This window comes from Saccharopolyspora antimicrobica, from assembly GCF_003635025.1.
GTDB lineage: Bacteria > Actinomycetota > Actinomycetes > Mycobacteriales > Pseudonocardiaceae > Saccharopolyspora > Saccharopolyspora antimicrobica.
This window is the reverse complement of the sequence record NZ_RBXX01000002.1, coordinates 6,987,996-7,005,973: the sequence shown is the minus strand read 5'-3', so window position 1 is coordinate 7,005,973 and position 17,978 is coordinate 6,987,996. Positions and strand designations below refer to the sequence as shown.

Genomic DNA, 17,978 nt, shown 5'->3' with positions numbered 1-17,978 from the left:
CCGCACCGCCAGCTTGATCACTCTTCGGGGTGATGCCCGGCGGGTTGCTTTCCCGGCGTGTGCCCGAAGGTCCGCCGGAACACCTCGATGAACGCGCTGGCCGACGACCAGCCGGTCCGGTGCGCCACCGAGGTGACCGCCTCGCCCTCGGCCAGCAGGCGCAGCGCGTGGCAGAGCCGCAGCTGGGTGCGCCACTGCGGGAAGGTCATCCGCATCTCCGACCGGAACAGCCGGCTCAGCGTGCGTTCGCTCGCCCCGACCTGCGCGCCCAGCGAGGTCAGGGTCCGCTGATCGGCCGGGTCCTCGTCGAGCAGCGCGCAGACCGCGACCAGCCGCGGGTCCCGCGGGCTGGGCAGCCGGATCGGCTGCTGCGAGGAGCGCCGCAGCTGGTCGAGCAGCACGGCGTGCAGGCGCCGCCGCTCGGCGTCGTCGGCGAACTCGTCGCGGGTGCAGGCCAGGATCAGCTCCCGCAGCAGCGGGCCGACCGCCAGCACGGCGGGGGAGTCCAGCCGCAGCGGGTTCTCGCTGGTGGGCACGCCGACGGTGTGCAAATCCGTTTCGCCGTACGCGCGGTGCTCGTGCACGATCCCGGCCGGGATCCACAGCGCCCGGGTACCCGGCGCGATCCAGGTGCCCGCCCCGGTGGTCACCGAGAGCACGCCGCGCCCGGCGTAGACGATCTGGTGATCGTCGTGGCGGTGCGCGTCGACCCCGGAACCGGCGGGCAGGTGGCGCAGTGCCGTGGGTGCTCGCGGGGTGTGGCGGATTTTCGACATGAGATGGCAGTTTATCGGAAGCGCGACAACGCCTGCGCGTTCGACGATCGCCCGGTGATGCAGAAGTCGAACCGGCCCGTGGGGCTGCTCGCGGTGGGCCACGCCGGCGTGGACGTCTACCAGGGCGCGGTGCCCGCCGTCATCCCGTTCCTCGTGCTCGAACGGCACTACGACTACGTCGCGGTGTCCGGGATCGTGCTCGCCGCCACGCTGCTGTCGTCGATCGTGCAACCGGTCTTCGGTGCGCTCACCGACCGGGTGCGGATGCCGTGGCTGCTGCCGGTGAGCATGACGACGGCCGGGCTTGGCGTGGCGCTGTGCGGCGTGGGCGATTCCTACGTGCTGGCCTGGCTCGCGGTCGCGCTCTCCGGGCTCGGCGTGGCGGCCTACCACCCGGAAGCGGCCCGGTTGGCGCGCGCTGCGTCCGGCGGCAGCCACCTGGCGATGAGCTGGTTCTCCCTCGGCGGCAACATCGGTTTCGCGCTGGCCCCGCTCGTCGTCGCGCCGATCCTGTCCGCGGGCGGGTTGGCGGCCTCCCCGTGGCTGATCGTCCCCGCGCTGCTGGGCGCGCTGGTGACGGTGATCGCGCTGCGCTCGATCACCGCCGCGACCGGTTCCGGCGCGGCCGCGGCGGCCCGGCGAGGTGTCGACGACTGGCCGGTCTTCCTGCGCCTGACCGCGATCATCATCCTCCGCTCCGTCGTCTACATCGGACTGAGCGCGTTCGTCGCGCTGTGGGCCCAGCAGCGGGCGGGTGGCGGCGAGTTCACCGGTGCGGTGGCCCTGTTCGTGCTCTTCTCCGGTGGAGCGGTCGGTACCTTGCTGGGCGGCAGACTCGCCGCGACCTGGGGTCGCATCCGGACGCTGCGAACCGCTTATGCGGCAACGATTCCCGCGCTGGCCGGCGTGGTCTACGCGCCGGGTGCACTGGTGCACGTCTTCATCGGACTCGTGGCCGTGCTGCTCTACGTGCCCTTCTCGCTGCACGTCACGCTCGGGCAGGACTACCTGCCCAACCGCGTCGGCACTGCCAGCGGTGTGACGCTCGGCCTGGCGGTGAGCGTCGGCGGGATCGCATCACCGGTGATCGGCCTGCTCGCCGAGCACACCGGTCTGCAGACCGCGCTGGCCGTGCTGCTGGTGTTCCCGGTGCTGGCCTGGCTGCTCGCTCGCACGCTGCCCGAACCGGCCGCGCTGGAAGCGGTGGCCAGCCGCTGAGCCCGTTCAGACCGGTGGGAGCTGCTGCTGGACTTCGAGCAGCGGGGCGAACGGATCGCCTGCTGCGGTCACCCGGTCCAGTACGGTGCGGATGGTCCAGCGGTCCGGGGTCAGCTCCGGGTCGTCGAGCTCGTCCCACTCCAGCGGGACCGACACCGGGGCGCCCGGGCGCGGGCGGGCGCTGTAGGGGGCGACCAGCGTCTTGTTGATGACGTTCTGCGTGTAGTCCAGGCGGGCCCGGCCGCGGCGCTCGGCCTTCGTCCACGCCCAGCTGACCAGGTCGGGCACCGCGTTGCCGACCGCCCGCGACACCTGCTCGACCCAGGCGCGGGTCTCGGCGTAGGTGTAGCGCGGTTCCACCGGCACCCAGATCTGGATGCCGCGCTGCCCGGTCACCTTCGGCCGCGCCACCACCCCGAGGTGCTCCATCGCGGTGCGGTGCAGCCTGGCCAGCACCAGGACCTCCTCGAAGGTGGTCCGGCTGCCCGGGTCGATGTCGAACAGCGCCCACGTCGGGTGCTGCACGTCGGCGGCGCGCGAGGTCCACGCGTGCAGCTCCAGGGCCGCGTAGTTGGCCAGCCAGGCCAGCGCGGCGACGCTGTCCGGGATCAGGTACCACTGGGTGTCGTCGGGATCGGCATCGGGATAGCGCCAGCGCTGCAACCAGTCCGGGGCGTGACCGGGCACTTCCTTGTGCCAGAAGCCGGGTTTCTCGACACCGTCGGGGAAGCGGTGCGAGTTCAGCGGCCGACCGTCCAGGTAGGGCAGCATGACCGGCGCGATCAGCGCGTGGTAGCGGATCAGGTCCCGCTTGGTCACCGGTGCCTCGCCGTCGCGGCCCGGGAACAGCACCTTGTCCAGGTTGGTCAGTGCGAGGTCGCGGCCGTCGACCCGCCAGCGCCCCTTGGCGCCGAGCTCGTCCAGCGCGGCGATCTCGCCCTCGCTGGGCGGCTTCCAGCGTTGCAGGCGGATCTCGGCGCGGTCGGGCGGCAGATCGCTGCGCCACACCGCTTCCGGAGCCGCGGCGACCTCCTCGTTGGTGCGCCCGCTCTTCACCGACCGCGGGTGGTCCTCGGGATCCCAGCCGGGTTGGGCGTGCTCGTCCTTCTTGTGCAGCAGCAGCCACTGCGTTTCACCGCGCCGCACCAGCACGAACCGGCCCACCAGCTTCTCGCCGCGCAGGTCGAAGTGCAGGGTCCCGGCCTCGATCGCGGCAAGCGGGTCGTCCTCGCCGGGCGTCCAGGTGCCGCGGTCCCAGACGATGACGTCCCCGCCGCCGTACTCGCCGGCCGGGATGGTGCCCTCGAAGTCGGCGTACTCCAGCGGGTGGTCCTCGACGTGCACGGCCATCCGGCGAGCCGACGGGTCCAGCGTCGGCCCCTTGGGCACCGCCCAGCTGACCAGCACTCCGTCCAGCTCCAGCCGCAGGTCGTAGTGGCGCCGCCGGGCCCGGTGCCGCTGCACCACGAAGCGGTCGCCGGAGCCCGCGGAGTCCCCGGCACCGCGCGGCTCGGCGGTGCGGGTGAAGTCCCGCATCTCCCGGTACTTCGCCAGCCGCTCCTCGGCCACCGCTCCCACCCCGGCTCGGTTGGTGACGTGCGACACATGTTGTCACATTTCGCGCAGTCGGCCCGGTCAACCACCGACAACGCACTCAGTGGAGAGGACGGGGCGATGACTCGACAGATCGTGGTCGTCGGAGCGGGCTACACCGGGCTGGCCGCCGCCAAGCTGGCAACGCGGTGGACCGACGCCCGGGTGACGCTGATCAACGCGGCGGATCGCTTCGTGGAACGCGTCCGCCTGCACCAGCTGGCCGCGGGCCAGCGACTGCGCGACCTCCCGCTGACCGAGCTGCTCAAGGGCACCGGCGTGGAACTCGTCGTAGACCGCGTCACCGGCATCGACGCCGAGGCGAGGACTCTGCGGCTGGCGAACTCCGCCCGCGAGGTGGGCTACGACCACCTGATCTACGCGGTGGGCAGCGTGGCGGACCTGACCTCGGTGCCCGGAGCGGCCGAGCACGCCTTCAGCCTCGCTGACAACGACGACGCCCTGCGCCTGAAGCGGCGGTTGGCCGACAGCGAGGTCGTCGCTGTAGTCGGCGGCGGGCTGACCGGGATCGAGGCCGCGGCGGAGCTGGCCGAGGCGAACCCGGCGCTGAAGGTGCGCCTGGTCGACAGGGGAGAGCTCGGCGCCGGACTGTCCGAACGGGGCAAGAAGCACCTGCGACGCACCTTCGCCCGCCTGGGCGTCGAACTCCGCGAGAACGCCGGTGTTTCCGAGGTGCGCCCGGACGGCCTGGTGCTGGCCGACGGCGCGCACGTCGCTGCCGACACCGTGGTGTGGACGGTCGGATTCCGGGTGCCGGACCTCGCCGAGCGCGCGGGTTTCGCGGTCGACGGCAACGGCCGGATGATCGTGGACGAGGAGTTCCGCTCGATCTCGCACCCGGAGGTGACGGCGATCGGTGATGCGGCGGCGGGCCGCATGCGCACCGGCCAGGAGCTGCGCATGGCCTGCGCGACGGGCATGCCCTCGTCCCAGCACGCGGTCCGCGCGCTCGCCGACCGCCTCTCCGGTCGCCAACCGCGCCCACTGCGCTTCCGCTACCTGAACCAGTGCATCAGCCTCGGCCGCAAGGACGCGCTGGTCCAGTTCGTCCACCGCGACGACACCCCGCGCGAAGCGATCCTCACCGGCCGAAAGGCAGCGCTGTACAAGGAAGCGATCGTCCGAGGCACGATCATCTTCGAACGCCACCCGGCCGTCCCGACATCGCTGTGAACCCCGACCGGCCCCAAGGCGTGCGTCCTCGGGGCCGGTCACTTCATCACTGCCTGAACCGCCCGTCCTTCACTGCACGGATGAACACGGCGACCTCAACCTGGAGCCAAGGCCCGTTCGGATCCTTGGAATCGCGGACCAGTCCGCGTGGTCGGGACAACTCGACGCAGTTCCCGTTCGGACCGGTGTGACTGGACTTCTGCCAGGTGTACCTGCTCACTGTTCACCTCTCCCATTCGCCTTTCGCCTCGACGATGAACTCGACGGACTCTCGACGAGCTGGTCGAGTTGTTCGATCATCACATCAGCTGATCCGATGGGTTCGAACAGCGCTGCCGCACCGATGAAGTGTCCCGGCCGTGATGTGTCTGGCGGGCAGGTCCGGTATTTCCAGTACCGGATCGGAGTTGTTCCTGAGTGGTGCAGGTTCGCCCACATCCGTCGTAGCGGTACAGGACTGCGGTTCCGGTCGTGGTGTGACCAGATGTTCCGGGCCGTGGAGGTCGAGGACTGCGCTGCGCCGAACGGGGCCGTATCCGGATTGCCTGATGCCGCAACCGAGTGCACGGACTGCTTTGTCCGCTTCGCGTTTCGCGAGTCGCCGAACAGCACGTTCGGCGGGGAGCAGGGCCTCATCCCAGCCCGGATCGACACGCCTGGGCAGATGACGTCCGCGATGCAGATCTTGCAGCGGGAGCTGATGGGTGAAGCCGACCGACTTCCACATGGAGAGGTCGATCCGGGAAGGCTTGGAAGGCTCGCGGAGGAGGCTGAGCAGTTCAGCCGAGCACTTCGGCGCTTCGGTTGGCTAGCTTCCTGCGGGCGGTGATTACGACTGGAATCCGGGCCCGGGATCGTTGCCGGTTTCGTGAGGAGGCGCGTCCAACCTGCGGAGACGACTGCCTGGCGCGCCGGACGCTGGGGTGCCGATAGCCAGGTCGGGCGCGGCGAACGAGTGCCTCTCGTCAGGTGGTGACAGGAAGTTCGGTGGCGTTGGTTATCCGGCGGAGTTCTGCTGCCGTGGTGGGGAAGACCGTTCGGGGCGTGCCTGCCGCTGCCCAGATCTGCGGGTAGTCGGACAGCGCCGCGTCCACCACGGTCGGCAGCGGGGTCGGGTGGCCGAGTGGTGCCACTCCGCCGATGACCTGGCCGGTGGCTTCGCGAACTTGGTCCGGTGTGGCGCGGTGGAGTTTGCCGCGGCTCCAGCGCTCGGCGAGGGCCTTGGTGTCCACGCGGTGGCGGCCGCTGGTGAGGACGAGGACCGGTTCGTTGTCGGAGATGAAGATCAGGCTGTTGGCGATCGCACCGATGTCGCAGCCGAGCGCGGCGGCCGCTTCGGCCGCGGTGCGGGTCGAGTCCGCCAGTTCGCGGACTTCGCCCCGGACTCCGGCCGCCGCCAGCGCGCGGGCGACCTGCTGGCTGCGGGCGGGGAGGGAGCTGGTCGTCATCTGCTTCCTTATCGTTCCGTTCTGTAAACGGAACGATAAGGGTGAGTCGGTTCCGTGGTCAACACGGGGGGTCGGCGGTCCGGTTCGGGGCGTGCGGAGCGGTGCCCGCCGCCGATTAGGATCGGCCCGTGGAGCTTTATCGCGGTGCGCTCGGGGTGGATTCGGACCAGGCCTTGGAGGTCGCGGTCGCGCACGCGATGCTGCGCCGGGTCAGCCATGGCGAGACCGGTGCCGGTGTGCGGATCTACCGGCCGAGCGGGCGCGTTGTGGCGTTCGGGCGCCGGGACACCCTGCTGCCCGGTTTCCCGGATGCCGTCCGGGCCGTGCGCGAGGCCGGGTTCACCCCGGTCGTGCGCGCGCCCGGCGGCCGGGCGGTGGCCTACACCGAGCGCTCGCTGGTGGTCGACCACGTCGGGCCCGATCCCGGTTACCTGTCCGGGATGGAGGACCGGTTCACCGGCTACGCCGAGCTGTGGGCCGACGTCCTGCGCAAGCACGGCGTCGAAGCGCAGATCGGCGCGGTGCCGGGCGAGTACTGCCCCGGCGCGCACAGCGTGAACGCGCGGGGGAGGGTGAAGCTGGTCGGCACCGCTCAGCGACTGGTGCGCGGTGCGTGGCTGTTCAGCGCCGTGGTGATCTTCGACGACACCGAGGTGCTGCGCCCGCTGCTCACCGAGGTCTACCGGCTGCTGGACCTGCCCTTCGACGACGACTCCGTCGGGTCGGTGGTGGACGAATCCCCGGGCCTGGAGCTGGCGGACCTGGAATCCGAAGTGATCACCGCCTACGACGACCGCTACGGCCTGGAACCCGCGCAGCTGCCGGAAACCCTGCTCACCCGCGCGGGAGATCTGGCCCCCGACCACCGGGTCGGCACCGGGCGCTGATCATGGCGAGTGGTCGACGGGACGGCTCGCGGCCGGTTTCAGCCGTCTGGTGCGGTGGGAGCGGTCACGCAACGCGACCATGGCGATGACGGCGGTCGCGACGACGACCACAGCGCTGCTGATGGCGACCACGTGCAGCCCGCTGGTGAAGGCATCCCGCGCGGGGACGAGCACGCTCAGCGGGTCGGCGAGCCCGTCCGCCACGGCTGCCGCTCCGGCGAGGCCGTCGTCGGCCCGGGCTGCTGCGGCAGCGGGCAGTGGGCAGTGGGGGCAGCGCTACTTCGTCGCGGTAGACAGCCGTTGCGATGCTGCCGAACACCGCGATGCCCATCGCGATGCCGAATTCGCCGATGGTCTCGGTCATCGCCGAAGCAGCACCGGCTCGCCGGGGTGGTACCGACCCGATCACCATTTCGGTGCAGAACACGCCCTGCGGCCCCATCCCGAAGGCGGCCAGCGAGATCCCGACCACGACGAGCACCAGTCCATCGCCTCGCACCTGGCTGAACAGCAGCAGGCCCGCTGCGGCGACCAACATGCCGGAGCCGAGCACGAATCCCGGCTGGAACCGGGCGGCCAGCCACGGCGCCAGCAGGGAACCGACCACCACGGCGACGGCCTGCGGCGCGAGCAGCACCCCGGCTTCGAACGCGCTCAGCGCTGCGACGAGCTGCAGGTACTGGCTGACCAGCAGGGTGATCCCGCCGAGGATGACTGCGCCGATCAGCATGACGCCCAGCGCGACACCGACGGCCCGGTTCCGCAGCAGCCGCAGGTCCAGCATCGGGTCGGCGAGATGGCGCTGGCGGCGCACGAACACCGCACCCAGCACGAGTCCGGCCGCGAGCGCCGTCAAACCGGCCGGTTGCGGGCCGTGCTTCGCGGTCTCCTTGAGAGAGAAGACGATCGGCAAGATCGTGCCGAGCGACAACGCGACGCTGACGAGATCCAGCCGCCCGGCGTGCTCATCGCGGTGTTCGGGCAGCAGCGCGGGGGCGGTCAGCAGCAGGAGCACCATGACCGGCACACCCAGCAGGAACACCGAGCCCCACCAGAAGTGCTCCAGCAGCAGCCCGCCCACCACCGGCCCGATCACCATGCCGCCCATGAACGCGCTCATCCACACCGCGATCGCGGTGCGGCGTTGCCGCGCGTCCTGGAACAGGTTGCTGATCAGCGCCAGCGTCGATGGCATCAGCGTGGCGCCCGCTACGCCGAGGACCGAGCGGGCCGCGATCAGCGCGGTCGGCGTGGGTGCGAATGCGGCGGCGATCGACGCCGCGCCGAACGCCGCCGATCCGATCATCAACAGCTTGCGCCGCCCGATCCGGTCACCCAAAGTGCCCATGGTGATCAGGAATCCGGCGATCAGGAACCCGTAGCCGTCGACGATCCACAGCAGCTCGCTGCTGCTGGGCATCAGGTCGGCGGCCAGCTGCGGGACCGCCAGGTGCAGCACGCTCACGTCCAGCGACAGCAGCACGGTCGGCAGCGCGAGGACCGCCAAACCGGTCCATTCCCGCTTTCCCGCGCCGACGTTCACACCCGGCCTCCTTCCGTTCCAGCGCAGCGGAAAACCTGTCCGCGGTACTTTAGAGAGTCGGCTCTGCGGAGTTAACCGATTTTCCGGCGCGGGTCAGGCGGGGATCAGTCCGCGAGCGACGTCGTCGGCGTCCACGTTCTGGGAGGCGTTGACACCTGGTGGCGAGAGTTCGAGCATCAGCGGCGTGAAGGTCGCGCTCGTCCGGCGCCGGTACGTCGACCTGCGTCGCGTGAACAGTCAGGCGTGTCACCGCTGAACGCACCACATCGCCGATTCATTCCTCAGTGGACTTTCCTGGTACGTGAGCGCGGCCCGCGGGTCGCGGAGGAGGTGTGCGGTCGTGCAGTTGGGCATCCTGAGCCTGGGCAGCACGCAGCCGGATCCGGTCACCGGCGCGACGGCGTCGGCCACGCAGCACTTCGACGACGTCGTGCGGCTGGCGGAGCTGGCCGAGGAAGCGGGCCTGGACTACTTCGGCTTCGGCGAGCACCACGCGGGCCGGACCGTGGCGACCGCGCCGCCGGTGGTGCTGGCGGCCATCGCGGCCCGCACCAGCCGCATCCGGCTGATCACCACCGTCACCCTGCTGAGCACGCTCGATCCGCTGCGGGTCGCCGAGGACTACGCCACGCTGGACCACCTTTCGCACGGCAGGCTGGACCTGATCGTCGGCAAGGGCAATTCCGCCGATCCCTACACCATGTTCGGCTACGACCGCGCTCAGCAGTGGGAGTTGCAGGCCGAGCACTACGAGATCCTGCGCCGGTTGTGGCGGGAGGAGGACGTCACCTTCCGCGGCAGGTTCCGCTCCCTGGACGGCGTCACCAGCCTGCCTCGGCCGCTGCAGGCACCACCGCCGGTGTGGCACGGAGTGGCGACCAGTCTGGCCTCGCCGGAACTCGCGGCGCGCAACGGCGACCCGATCTTCGTCGCCAACGCGATCCAGCCGATGGAGAACTACGGCAGGCTGGTCGACCACTACCGCCAGCAGTGGGAGCTGCACGGGCACGATCCGGCGCTGGCCAGGGTCGGATCGGGCGGCATGCTGTTCGTGGCCAAGACCTCGCAGCAGGCCCGCGACGTGCTGCGGCCCTACTACGAGGCGCAGTGGACCGATCGCGATCCGACCCGCGATCGCGGCGGCGTCGGGGACGAGCCGGCGGGTGCGACGCTGGAGCGCAACATCGCCGAGGGCGGGCTGTTCGCCGGGAGCCCGCAGGAGATCGTGGACAAGGTCGGCACCTACCGCGAGCGCTACGGCCACGACCTGATGATCTTCGGACCGCAGATCGGCGGCATGCCCCACGCGCTGGTCGCCGAATCGCTCGACCTGTTCGCCGCGGAGGTCGCGCCGCAGCTGGCCGTGCTCTGAGTATCAGCGCCCGGTGGCGCCGTCGATGAGTTCGCGGAGGATGTCCGCGTGGCCCGCGTGGCGGCCGGTCTCCTCGATCATGTGGGTCAGCGCCCAGCGGATGCTGGGAGCCGGGCGGCCGGATCTCGGGCGCGGAACGGGCGCGCCGAGATCGGTGCACCCGTCGAGAACCTCGTTCGCCAGCCGGACCGCTTCCCGGTAGCGGGTGAGGACGTCGGCCGCGCTCTCCCCGGCTGCGGCCCGGAAGGTCGCCTGCCAGTCGGCGACGCGGTCGCCGAGGAACATCGAGCGCTCGACGGCGGTCAGGTGGTTGAGCAGGCCGAGCAGGTTCGTGCCCGACGGCACCCCGGGGGTGCGCACCTGCGGTTCGGGCACGCCGTCGACCTTCGCGGCGATGGAATCCCGGACGTAGTCGAGGAATCCGCGCAGGACTTCGGCTTCACCGCTGCCGGTCCGGGGCGGCGGGGTGTCGCGGCGCGTGGTGCTGGGCAATGCAGTGCTCCTTGTTCGTCGGAAACCAGATCGGAGCCCCCGAGGCGTGCGCAATTTCGTACGAAATTGACCGTCACCCGAGTGAACGTCGATTTCGTACGCAATCGACAACTGCCCGGGTGAGTCCGGTCAGGTGGTGCGGCGGATGAGCAGGACGTGATCGACGACCTCGGCGGTGCGCCCGCCCGGCCCGGTCGCGATGCGGCGCGGTGCGTCGGCCCGGTCGATCACCCACTCGGTCAGGTCCAGGCCGATGCCCGCGGCGACCTCCCGCGCGCTCGGGTAGTGGGCGTCGGGATCCTGGTTCCAGGACCACGGCGCGGTCGAACCGTGGTCGACGACCAGCAGCCGCCCGCCCGGACGCAGCGCGTGCGCGGCCGCGCGCAGGACGGCTGCCCGGTCCAGCTCTGCCGGGGTTTGCAGGTAGTGGGCGCAGATCAGGTCGAACCGGCCTCGCGGAAAGGACTCCTGCAGGTCGTGGCGCTCGGCGGTGATGCGTTCGGCCAGGCCGGATGAGCGGGCGAGACCCGCCAGCCGCTCGACGGCGACGGACGAGATGTCGGCGGCGGTGACGCGCCAGCCCCGCCCGGCCAGCCACAGCGCATCGCCGCCGTCGCCGCACCCGAGGTCCAGCGCGTCGCCGGCCGGCAGGTCCGCGACGGCTTCGGTGAGGCGGGCGTTCGGTTTCGGGTCGGTGGCCGGTGTCCGGGCCGCGTGGACGTCGTCCCAGAACGCGACCGCGTCGGTGATGTTCATGCGCTGGAGTCTTGCCGGGTTCCTGGTCGCCTGGCACGAGATCTTGCCGTTCCGGCAAGATGATCGCGTGGACCCGATGACCGAGGACGTGCTCGATGCGGTGGGGCCGAGGTTGCGCGCGCTGCGCCGCGACAGGGAGCTCACCCTCGCCGATCTCGCGGCGAGGACGGGTATATCGGAGAGCACGCTCTCCCGGTTGGAGAGCGGGCAGCGCAAGGCGACCCTCGAACTGCTGCTGCCGCTGGCCCGCACCTACGACGTGCCGCTGGACGACCTCGTCGGCGCCCCGCGCACCGGAGACCCGCGCATCCACCTCAAGCCGATCCACCGGTTCGGGATGACCTTCATCCCGCTGTCCCGGCGACCGGGCGGCGTGCAGGCGTTCAAGATGATCATTCCCGCCCGCGGTGAACCGCTCGAACCGACGCCGCAGACCCACGACGGCTTCGAATGGCTCTACGTGCTCAACGGCCGCTTGCGGCTCGTGGTCGGCGAGCGCGACCTGACGTTGCCGCCGGGCGAGGCGGCCGAGTTCGACACCTCATCGCCGCACTGGCTGGGCAGCGCCGACGGCGGCGCGGTCGAACTCCTCATCCTGTTCGGAGTGCACGGGATGCGCGCGCACGTCAGCGGTCACCGCGCGTGATCAATGGGAATGTCCGGTTTGTCGACCGCATTCACAGTTCTCCACCAATTGCGATGCGGCACTGGACTTCCCGCTGACGGCACTACTACCGGCATCGGACGTTCCCGTTGTTTCCATTTGGTGATCGGACCGGGACCGCGCGTGACGGCCTGACTCCCGTCGTTTTCCCAGTTGACGCGGCGTTCGGCGGAATCGGCGCAATCCGCCGTTCGTCCGCGTGATCACTGTCCGACACCGAGCTCCCCCAATTGGTTCACCCAATGATGATCGTTGGTGTGGCACGCTTCCCCCCGGTTGCACACGGGGAGAGGACCACACGATGAAAACCACCCGATGGAAGCCGTTATCCCTGTTACTCGGTGTCGCCCTGGTGGCGATCCCGTTCCCGGCGGCGGGCGCGTCCACCGCCGAGGACTACTACCAGGACGCGCAGGGCAAGACCGGCGAGGAGCTCAAGACCGCGCTGAACGGGATCATCAGCACCGGTACCACCACGTTGTCCTACGACCAGGTGTGGGACGCGCTGAAGGTCACCGACGAGGACCCGGCCAACTCCAGCAACGTCGTCCTGCTCTACACCGGCCGGTCGCAGAGCAAGGACAGCAACGGCGGTGACCCCGACCAGTGGAACCGCGAGCACGTCTGGGCCAAGTCGCACGGCGACTTCGGCACCGCGCCCGGCCCGGGCACCGACGTGCACCACCTGCGTCCGACCGACGTCTCGGTGAACTCCGAGCGCGGCAGCAAGGACTTCGACATGGGCGGTGAAGAGGTCGGCGAGGCGCCCGGCAACTTCACCGACGCCGACTCCTGGGAGCCCCGCGACGAGGTCAAGGGCGACGTCGCCCGGATGATCTTCTACATGGCGGTGCGCTACGAGGGCACCGACGGCGCCCCCGACCTGGAGGTCAACGACGAGGTCGAGAACGGCAAGCAGCCGTTCATGGGCCGCGTGTCGGTGCTCAAGCAGTGGCACGAGCAGGACCCGGTGGACGCCGGCGAGGAGCGCCGCAACCAGGTGATCTTCGACCAGTTCCAGCACAACCGGAACCCGTTCATCGACCACCCGGAGTGGGTCGCCGAGATCTGGTGACAACACCCGGCCGAGGGCGTCCGCGATGCGAATCGCGGGCGCCCTTCGCTCATTCGGCGAGGAAGCCGGCCAGCAGGGTGTTGAGGTGATCGGCGTGGCGGCCGGGCATCGCGTGGTGGCTGACATCGGCGAGCACCTCGGTCCGGACGTCGGGGACCGTGCGGTTCGCCTCCGCGATCAGGCGGTCGACGTCGTGCGCCTTGGACTTCGCCGCGCCCACGACGAGCGTCGGCACCGCCAGGCGCGAGGGTTCGGGTTTCGGGCCGGTGATCACCTTCGCGCGCTGGAACGTCGCCGCGCGGGCCAGCAGCTCCAGCTGGGTGGCGTCGATCCCGGCGCCTGCGGTTTCCCACCGCAGGAAGTCGCGCGTCCGGCGGGGATTCGGGCGCAGCAGCATCGGCAGGGCGCGCAGCAGGTAGCGCGGGTTCCACTTGGTGAAGCAGGCCGTCGGGTCCAGCAGCGCGAGGCGGCGCACGCGCGTCGAGCGAACGGCGTGGTGCAGCGCGATCCAGGCTCCGTACGAATGCCCGCACAGGTCCGCGGATTCCAGGCCGAGCTGGTCGAACGCGTCGTCCAGCCAGGACATCAGGTCGTCCAGATCGCGCACCGGTTCGCCGCTGACGGCGCTGCGACCGGCTTCACCGAGCAGGTCGACGGCGTGGATGCGGTGCGTCCGGCCGAGCACTTCGACGTTGGCCGCCCAGATCGCCGAGGTCGCACCGCCGCCGGGCAGCAGCACCAGCGGCGTTCCGCCCGGATTCCCGCAGAGGTGGACGCGAGTGGTTCCCCAGGCCGAGCGCAGGTCGCGTGCTTCGAACGGGACCGGCCACCGCGCGAACGCGGCGTCGTAGGCGGTGAAGAAGCCCTCGGCGTCCGCCGGATCCCGGAACCCCATGCGCCACCTCATTCGTCGAGCCGATGATCGAGAGGTTAGCGCGGCGCGGTGGGAGCCGGACCCGAATCGGGTCAGTTCGTGATCTCGTCCTCGAGTGCGCTGATCACTTCCTCGCACCAGTCCACCATCGACTGCTCGGTGCGGATTCCGCCGCGCAGCACCAGGAACTGGTGCCGGGACCGGCCGGAGAGCCGGTCGGGCTCCGGGAAGTCGCGCTGCTCGATAGCCCGGTAGACCGCCAGCCGCTCGGCGTGCAGCCGGTGGTGGCGGCGGACCTCTTCGAGCACCTGGCCCACGTCACCGCAGGACGCGCCGCGGATCTTCACCGACAGCTCGTTGCGCGGCGTCGCCGGAGCGGCCGGTTCGGCGAGCCAGCGGGCCAGCTCGGCGGCGCCCTCGTCGCTGACGCGGTAGACCTTCTTGTCCGGTCGCTTCTCCTGCGCGACCGCGTCGCCGGCCACCCAGCCGAGCTCCACCATCCGCTTCAGGCTCCGGTAGATCTGCTGGTGGCTGGCGCTCCAGAAGAACCCGATCGACTTGTCGAACCGCCTGGCCAGCTCGTACCCGGACCCGGCGCGCTCCTGCAACGACACCAGGATCGCGTACTCCAACGACACCGAAGGCTCCTCAGATCGGGCGGGCACTGCCGATGCCGACGATAGTCCGCAGCGCGTCGAGCCCGGGCTCGGTCCGCTCAGCGGGCCCGGTTCACGCGGTGGGGGTGAGCAGGGTGCCGAGCCGGCCGCGGATGAGCTCGGTCGCTTCGCGCACGATGCGGCCCACCAGCTCGTCGACCGCGGGGACGTCGTCGATCAGGCCCTGGACCATGCCGACGCTCCAGATGCCCAGCTCGGTGTCGCCCTGCTCGTAGACCTGCCGGCCGCGAGCGCCGGCGACCAGCTCGCGCACGTCCTCGAAGGCGCCGCCATCGTCCAGCCGGGCCACGACCTCGCGGCTGACGGAGTTGCTGGCCACGCGGGCGGTGTTGCGCAGCGGGCGGAAGATCAGCTCGGTGTCCAGCTCGCTGGCCGCGGCGATGCGCTTCTTGACCTCGTCGTGGATCGGCGACTCGGCGGTGCACATGAACCGGGTGCCCATGTTGATGCCGTCGGCGCCCAGCGCGAGCGCGGCGACCAGGCCGCGCGCGTCGGCGAAGCCGCCGGAGGCGATGATCGGGATGCTCAGCTCGTCGGCGGCGCGGGGGATGAGCACCAGCCCGGGGACGTCGTCCTCGCCCGGGTGCCCGGCGCACTCGAAGCCGTCGATGCTCACCGCGTCGACGCCGAGCTGCTGCGCCTTGAGCGCGTGGCGGACGCTGGTGCACTTGTGCAGGACCTTCACCCCGGCCGGTTTGAAGGCGGCGACCTGCTCGGCGGGGTTGGCCCCGGCGGTCTCCACGATCTTGACGCCCGACTCGATGATGGCCTGCCGGTACTCCGCGTACGGCGGCGGCGTGATGGTCGGCAGGATCGTGATGTTGACGCCGAAGGGCTTGTCGGTCAGCTCGCGGCAGCGCGCGATCTCCTTGACCAGGTCCTCGGGCGTGGGCTGGGTGAGCGCGGTGATCATGCCGAGCGCCCCGGCCTCGGCGACGGCGGCGGCGAGCTCGGCCCGCCCGACCCACTGCATGCCGCCTTGCACGATGGGGTGCTCGACGCCGAACTCCTCGGTGAACCTGGTCCGGAAAACGCTCATGACTGGCCTCCTGCCGCTGCTCACCGGCAACCTACTATGCACAAAGTTGCAATGCAACTAGTTGCATACCTGGTCTGCGGCGCTGCCCGCTGCTCCCGGAGCTGCGGTCGCCGGCCTGCTCTCGCCGAGCTGCGCTGATCCCGCTCTCCAAAGTGGACTACAGATGGAATGCGGGACTACACCTGCCCGGGCGAGTTTTCGGCACCCGTCTTGGCTTCACGGGCGGTGGTGACGATCACCAAATGGGGGTGCGCGAGATCTTTCGTTGCACAGAGAGGTAAAACCGAATGCATTCCACGTGTATCGACCGAGCGGCCTTCACGGTCGAGCCGTACAGCGAGAACTGCCGGCGGGTGTGCGAGCGCGGGGAGCACTTGCTGGTGGGAGTCAGCCCGGGCAACAGCTACTTCAGCGTCGACCTGCTGGCGCGGCTGCTGGGGTGGGCGCACCGGAGGTTCGCCGCGGTCGACGTCGTCATCCCGGACACGGCGCTCGTGCACACCCAGCTGGCGCTGGGACATGCGGAGGAGCGGGCGCGCCAGCGCAGCCGGGAGGAGTGCAATCGGGTGTACAACCGGGTGGTGCGGGCGTGGGAGCAGGCAGGGCTGGAGCCGGCGCCGCACCGGTGGCACCGGTTGTCAGACTTCGCCGGGTCCGCTCGCTACCGGGCTCTGCTCGCCCAGGCCGAGGACGCGGTCACGCGTCCGTCGCCGTTGCGCGCGGCGTGCCTGGAGACGAGTCGTGCGGTGCTGGAATCCCGGAAACCGGGTGAGTCGTTCACGGATGAGCAGATCGAGCGGGGCGCTCGGTACGTCGTGGCCGAGCTGCCGTTCATCGTGGACACGCCGAGCATCCTGGGCGTGCCGTCCTCGCTGAGCTTCTACCACCGGCCTGCCGGGTTCATCCGCGAGGTCATCTCCGGCCGTGGCGGGCTGCGGCCGGCACCTGGCCAGGGGTGTGCGCTGATCCGCCCGGCCGAGGACGACCCGGACGATGGTTCGCGGGAGAAGGTCGCCTCGGGCGCGGGCTGGGGGAACGATGCTGTCCAGTGATCAGATCCCGGTGTGGCCGTTCGAGGGCTGGGACAACCGGATCTCGCCCTGGGTCGCGCGATTGCGCGACAGCGACCAGCCCGGTTACCGGGTGCGCACGCACAACGGGGACACGGTCTGGCTGGTCACCCAAGCCGAGGTTGCGCGAGCGTGCCTGGCCGACCCGCGGATGAGCCGCCGTGCCGCCGAAGCGGACGACGCCCCGCGTCAGGAAGCGGTGCGATTCCGCCCACCGGGCACTCCTGGAAATCCCACGCCGGTGCTGGACGACCCCGCGCGACGCCGGGTGTTCCGGCATGCGTTGAGCCCGCAGGCCGCCGCCGCTCAGCGGCAGCACGCCGCCCGCGCCGCGGATCGGCTGGTGGCCCGGGTGCGCCGCGCCGGTTCGCCCGCGGACCTGTGCGCCGAGATCGCCGTGCCGCTGCCCTTCGCCATGACGGTCCGGGCACAGCTGGGGGATCTGCCTCCGCGAATGCGCCGCGATCTCCACACCTGGGCAGAAACCGGCCTGACCGGCGTCGGGCTGACCCGAGAGGAGATCGAGACCGCGTGGACGAAACTGCACCAGGGATTCACCGACTGGTTCGCCGACCCCGCGCACCTGGCCGGTGATCACCTCATGGCCCGCCTGCACCGTGCCGCTGGTGAGCAGCTGACTCCGCACCAGTTGGCCGAGATCGCGGACATGCTCTGGGTCGCCGGGTATGAGACCACCGTCGGGTTCCTCACCAACGCCTGCCTGGCACTGCTCACCCACCGGGGAGCATGGGAAGAACTTCGGGCGCAGCCCGATCTCATCCCGCCCACGGTCGACGAACTGCTGCGCTACACGCCATTGGCCACCGGTGGCACTCCCCGCCTGGCTACCGAGGACGCCCACATCGCCGGTTTGCACCTCACCCGCGGCGAATGCGCCGTGGTCTCCTACGAGGCCGCCAACCACGACCCCCGTGCCTTTCCCGAGCCGGATCGGCTCGACATCCACCGGCAGCCACGCGAGCACCTCGGTTTCGGCCACGGCCCGCACCGCTGCGTCGGCCACCACCTCGCCCGCATGCAGATCGAGACCGCCCTGCGCGCTCTGCTCCACCACCTGCCCACGCTGCGGCTCGCCACCTCGGCCGATCAGCTCACCTGGCACCGGGGCAAGGTGATCCGCACCCCGCACACCCTGCCCGTCACCTGGTAGCGGCTCGCCGACCACCTCGGAATGCGGCTGTTCGGTCGTCTCGCGCGCATGGCTGGGTCGGGGAGCGCGCGCTGTGCCTCCAGCCATGCTGAGGGTGGCCGCGTGCTGCCGGGCCGAATCACCTGAACC

The 17,978-nt window shown here is 70.6% G+C and carries 19 protein-coding genes; 9 read left to right on the top strand and 10 right to left on the bottom strand.

Annotated elements, in window-relative coordinates; genetic code table 11:
* Positions 1-17: 17 nt before the first annotated feature.
* On the bottom strand, positions 18-776 hold the full coding sequence (locus ATL45_RS33215) for an AraC family transcriptional regulator (RefSeq protein ID WP_093145800.1): 759 nt from the start codon (positions 774-776) through the stop codon (positions 18-20).
* A gap of 57 nt (positions 777-833) precedes the next feature.
* Here ATL45_RS33215 and ATL45_RS33210 point away from each other — a divergent pair, with 57 nt between their 5' ends.
* Complete coding sequence (locus ATL45_RS33210) at positions 834-1,994, top strand: MFS transporter (RefSeq protein WP_093147169.1); 1,161 nt, start codon at positions 834-836, stop codon at positions 1,992-1,994.
* A gap of 6 nt (positions 1,995-2,000) precedes the next feature.
* Here the strand turns inward: ATL45_RS33210 and ligD are convergent, their stop codons facing one another.
* The gene (gene ligD / locus ATL45_RS33205; protein WP_256258105.1) at positions 2,001-3,599 is read right to left on the bottom strand and encodes a non-homologous end-joining DNA ligase; all 1,599 of its coding nucleotides are present in this window, start codon (positions 3,597-3,599) and stop codon (positions 2,001-2,003) included.
* 69 nt (positions 3,600-3,668) lie between these two features.
* Here ligD and ATL45_RS33200 point away from each other — a divergent pair, with 69 nt between their 5' ends.
* Positions 3,669-4,781 carry an NAD(P)/FAD-dependent oxidoreductase gene (locus ATL45_RS33200; RefSeq protein ID WP_093145801.1) on the top strand — a complete coding sequence of 371 codons (1,113 nt, stop codon included), beginning with the start codon at positions 3,669-3,671 and terminating at the stop codon, positions 4,779-4,781.
* Positions 4,782-4,827: 46 nt separating this feature from the next.
* On the opposite strand, the gene ATL45_RS33195 is transcribed toward ATL45_RS33200, so the two are convergent.
* The gene (locus ATL45_RS33195) at positions 4,828-5,001 is read right to left on the bottom strand and encodes a DUF397 domain-containing protein (RefSeq protein WP_093145802.1); all 174 of its coding nucleotides are present in this window, start codon (positions 4,999-5,001) and stop codon (positions 4,828-4,830) included.
* Between the two features lie 264 nt (positions 5,002-5,265).
* Here ATL45_RS33195 and ATL45_RS33190 point away from each other — a divergent pair, with 264 nt between their 5' ends.
* A complete protein-coding gene (locus ATL45_RS33190) occupies positions 5,266-5,610 on the top strand; it encodes a hypothetical protein (protein ID WP_093145803.1) in 345 nt (114 codons plus the stop codon).
* Positions 5,611-5,746: 136 nt separating this feature from the next.
* Here ATL45_RS33190 and ATL45_RS33185 read toward each other — a convergent pair whose 3' ends face one another.
* Complete coding sequence (locus tag ATL45_RS33185) at positions 5,747-6,229, bottom strand: YbaK/EbsC family protein (RefSeq protein WP_093145804.1); 483 nt, start codon at positions 6,227-6,229, stop codon at positions 5,747-5,749.
* Positions 6,230-6,357: 128 nt separating this feature from the next.
* On the opposite strand from ATL45_RS33185, the gene ATL45_RS33180 reads away from it, so the two are divergent.
* Positions 6,358-7,116 carry a lipoate--protein ligase family protein gene (locus tag ATL45_RS33180; protein WP_093145805.1) on the top strand — a complete coding sequence of 253 codons (759 nt, stop codon included), beginning with the start codon at positions 6,358-6,360 and terminating at the stop codon, positions 7,114-7,116.
* Positions 7,117-7,180: 64 nt separating this feature from the next.
* Here the strand turns inward: ATL45_RS33180 and ATL45_RS33175 are convergent, their stop codons facing one another.
* The gene (locus ATL45_RS33175; protein WP_342775326.1) at positions 7,181-8,659 is read right to left on the bottom strand and encodes an MFS transporter; all 1,479 of its coding nucleotides are present in this window, start codon (positions 8,657-8,659) and stop codon (positions 7,181-7,183) included.
* Between the two features lie 340 nt (positions 8,660-8,999).
* Between ATL45_RS33175 and ATL45_RS33170 the strand changes: the two genes are divergently transcribed.
* A complete protein-coding gene (locus ATL45_RS33170; RefSeq protein WP_093145806.1) occupies positions 9,000-10,031 on the top strand; it encodes an LLM class flavin-dependent oxidoreductase in 1,032 nt (343 codons plus the stop codon).
* Positions 10,032-10,034: 3 nt separating this feature from the next.
* On the opposite strand, the gene ATL45_RS33165 is transcribed toward ATL45_RS33170, so the two are convergent.
* Positions 10,035-10,523, bottom strand: coding sequence for a DinB family protein (locus ATL45_RS33165; protein ID WP_093145807.1), 489 nt, complete (start codon positions 10,521-10,523; stop codon positions 10,035-10,037).
* Positions 10,524-10,652: 129 nt separating this feature from the next.
* Positions 10,653-11,279 carry a class I SAM-dependent methyltransferase gene (locus tag ATL45_RS33160; protein WP_093145808.1) on the bottom strand — a complete coding sequence of 209 codons (627 nt, stop codon included), beginning with the start codon at positions 11,277-11,279 and terminating at the stop codon, positions 10,653-10,655.
* Positions 11,280-11,355: 76 nt separating this feature from the next.
* Between ATL45_RS33160 and ATL45_RS33155 the strand changes: the two genes are divergently transcribed.
* Together ATL45_RS33155 and ATL45_RS33150 are read left to right on the top strand one after the other, a co-directional pair.
* Positions 11,356-11,925: a helix-turn-helix domain-containing protein gene (locus tag ATL45_RS33155; RefSeq protein WP_093147170.1), complete on the top strand. Its 570-nt coding sequence runs from the start codon at positions 11,356-11,358 to the stop codon at positions 11,923-11,925.
* A gap of 319 nt (positions 11,926-12,244) precedes the next feature.
* Positions 12,245-13,018 (top strand): endonuclease I family protein, encoded by a 774-nt coding sequence (locus tag ATL45_RS33150; RefSeq protein WP_093145809.1) that lies wholly within the window; start codon positions 12,245-12,247, stop codon positions 13,016-13,018.
* 49 nt (positions 13,019-13,067) lie between these two features.
* On the opposite strand, the gene ATL45_RS33145 is transcribed toward ATL45_RS33150, so the two are convergent.
* From ATL45_RS33145 to ATL45_RS33135, 3 genes are all read right to left on the bottom strand, one after another.
* On the bottom strand, positions 13,068-13,913 hold the full coding sequence (locus ATL45_RS33145) for an alpha/beta fold hydrolase (protein ID WP_093145810.1): 846 nt from the start codon (positions 13,911-13,913) through the stop codon (positions 13,068-13,070).
* Positions 13,914-13,984: 71 nt separating this feature from the next.
* Positions 13,985-14,530, bottom strand: a complete 546-nt coding sequence (locus tag ATL45_RS33140) for a PadR family transcriptional regulator (RefSeq protein WP_093145811.1) — start codon at positions 14,528-14,530, stop codon at positions 13,985-13,987.
* Between the two features lie 91 nt (positions 14,531-14,621).
* Positions 14,622-15,608, bottom strand: coding sequence for an NAD(P)H-dependent flavin oxidoreductase (locus ATL45_RS33135; RefSeq protein WP_093145812.1), 987 nt, complete (start codon positions 15,606-15,608; stop codon positions 14,622-14,624).
* A gap of 287 nt (positions 15,609-15,895) precedes the next feature.
* Here ATL45_RS33135 and ATL45_RS33130 point away from each other — a divergent pair, with 287 nt between their 5' ends.
* Positions 15,896-16,660: a tRNA-dependent cyclodipeptide synthase gene (locus tag ATL45_RS33130; protein ID WP_093145813.1), complete on the top strand. Its 765-nt coding sequence runs from the start codon at positions 15,896-15,898 to the stop codon at positions 16,658-16,660.
* Positions 16,647-17,849 carry a cytochrome P450 gene (locus tag ATL45_RS33125; protein WP_170210414.1) on the top strand — a complete coding sequence of 401 codons (1,203 nt, stop codon included), beginning with the start codon at positions 16,647-16,649 and terminating at the stop codon, positions 17,847-17,849. The genes ATL45_RS33130 and ATL45_RS33125 overlap by 14 nt, the downstream gene beginning before the upstream one ends.
* The last annotated feature ends 129 nt before the right edge of the window (positions 17,850-17,978 follow it).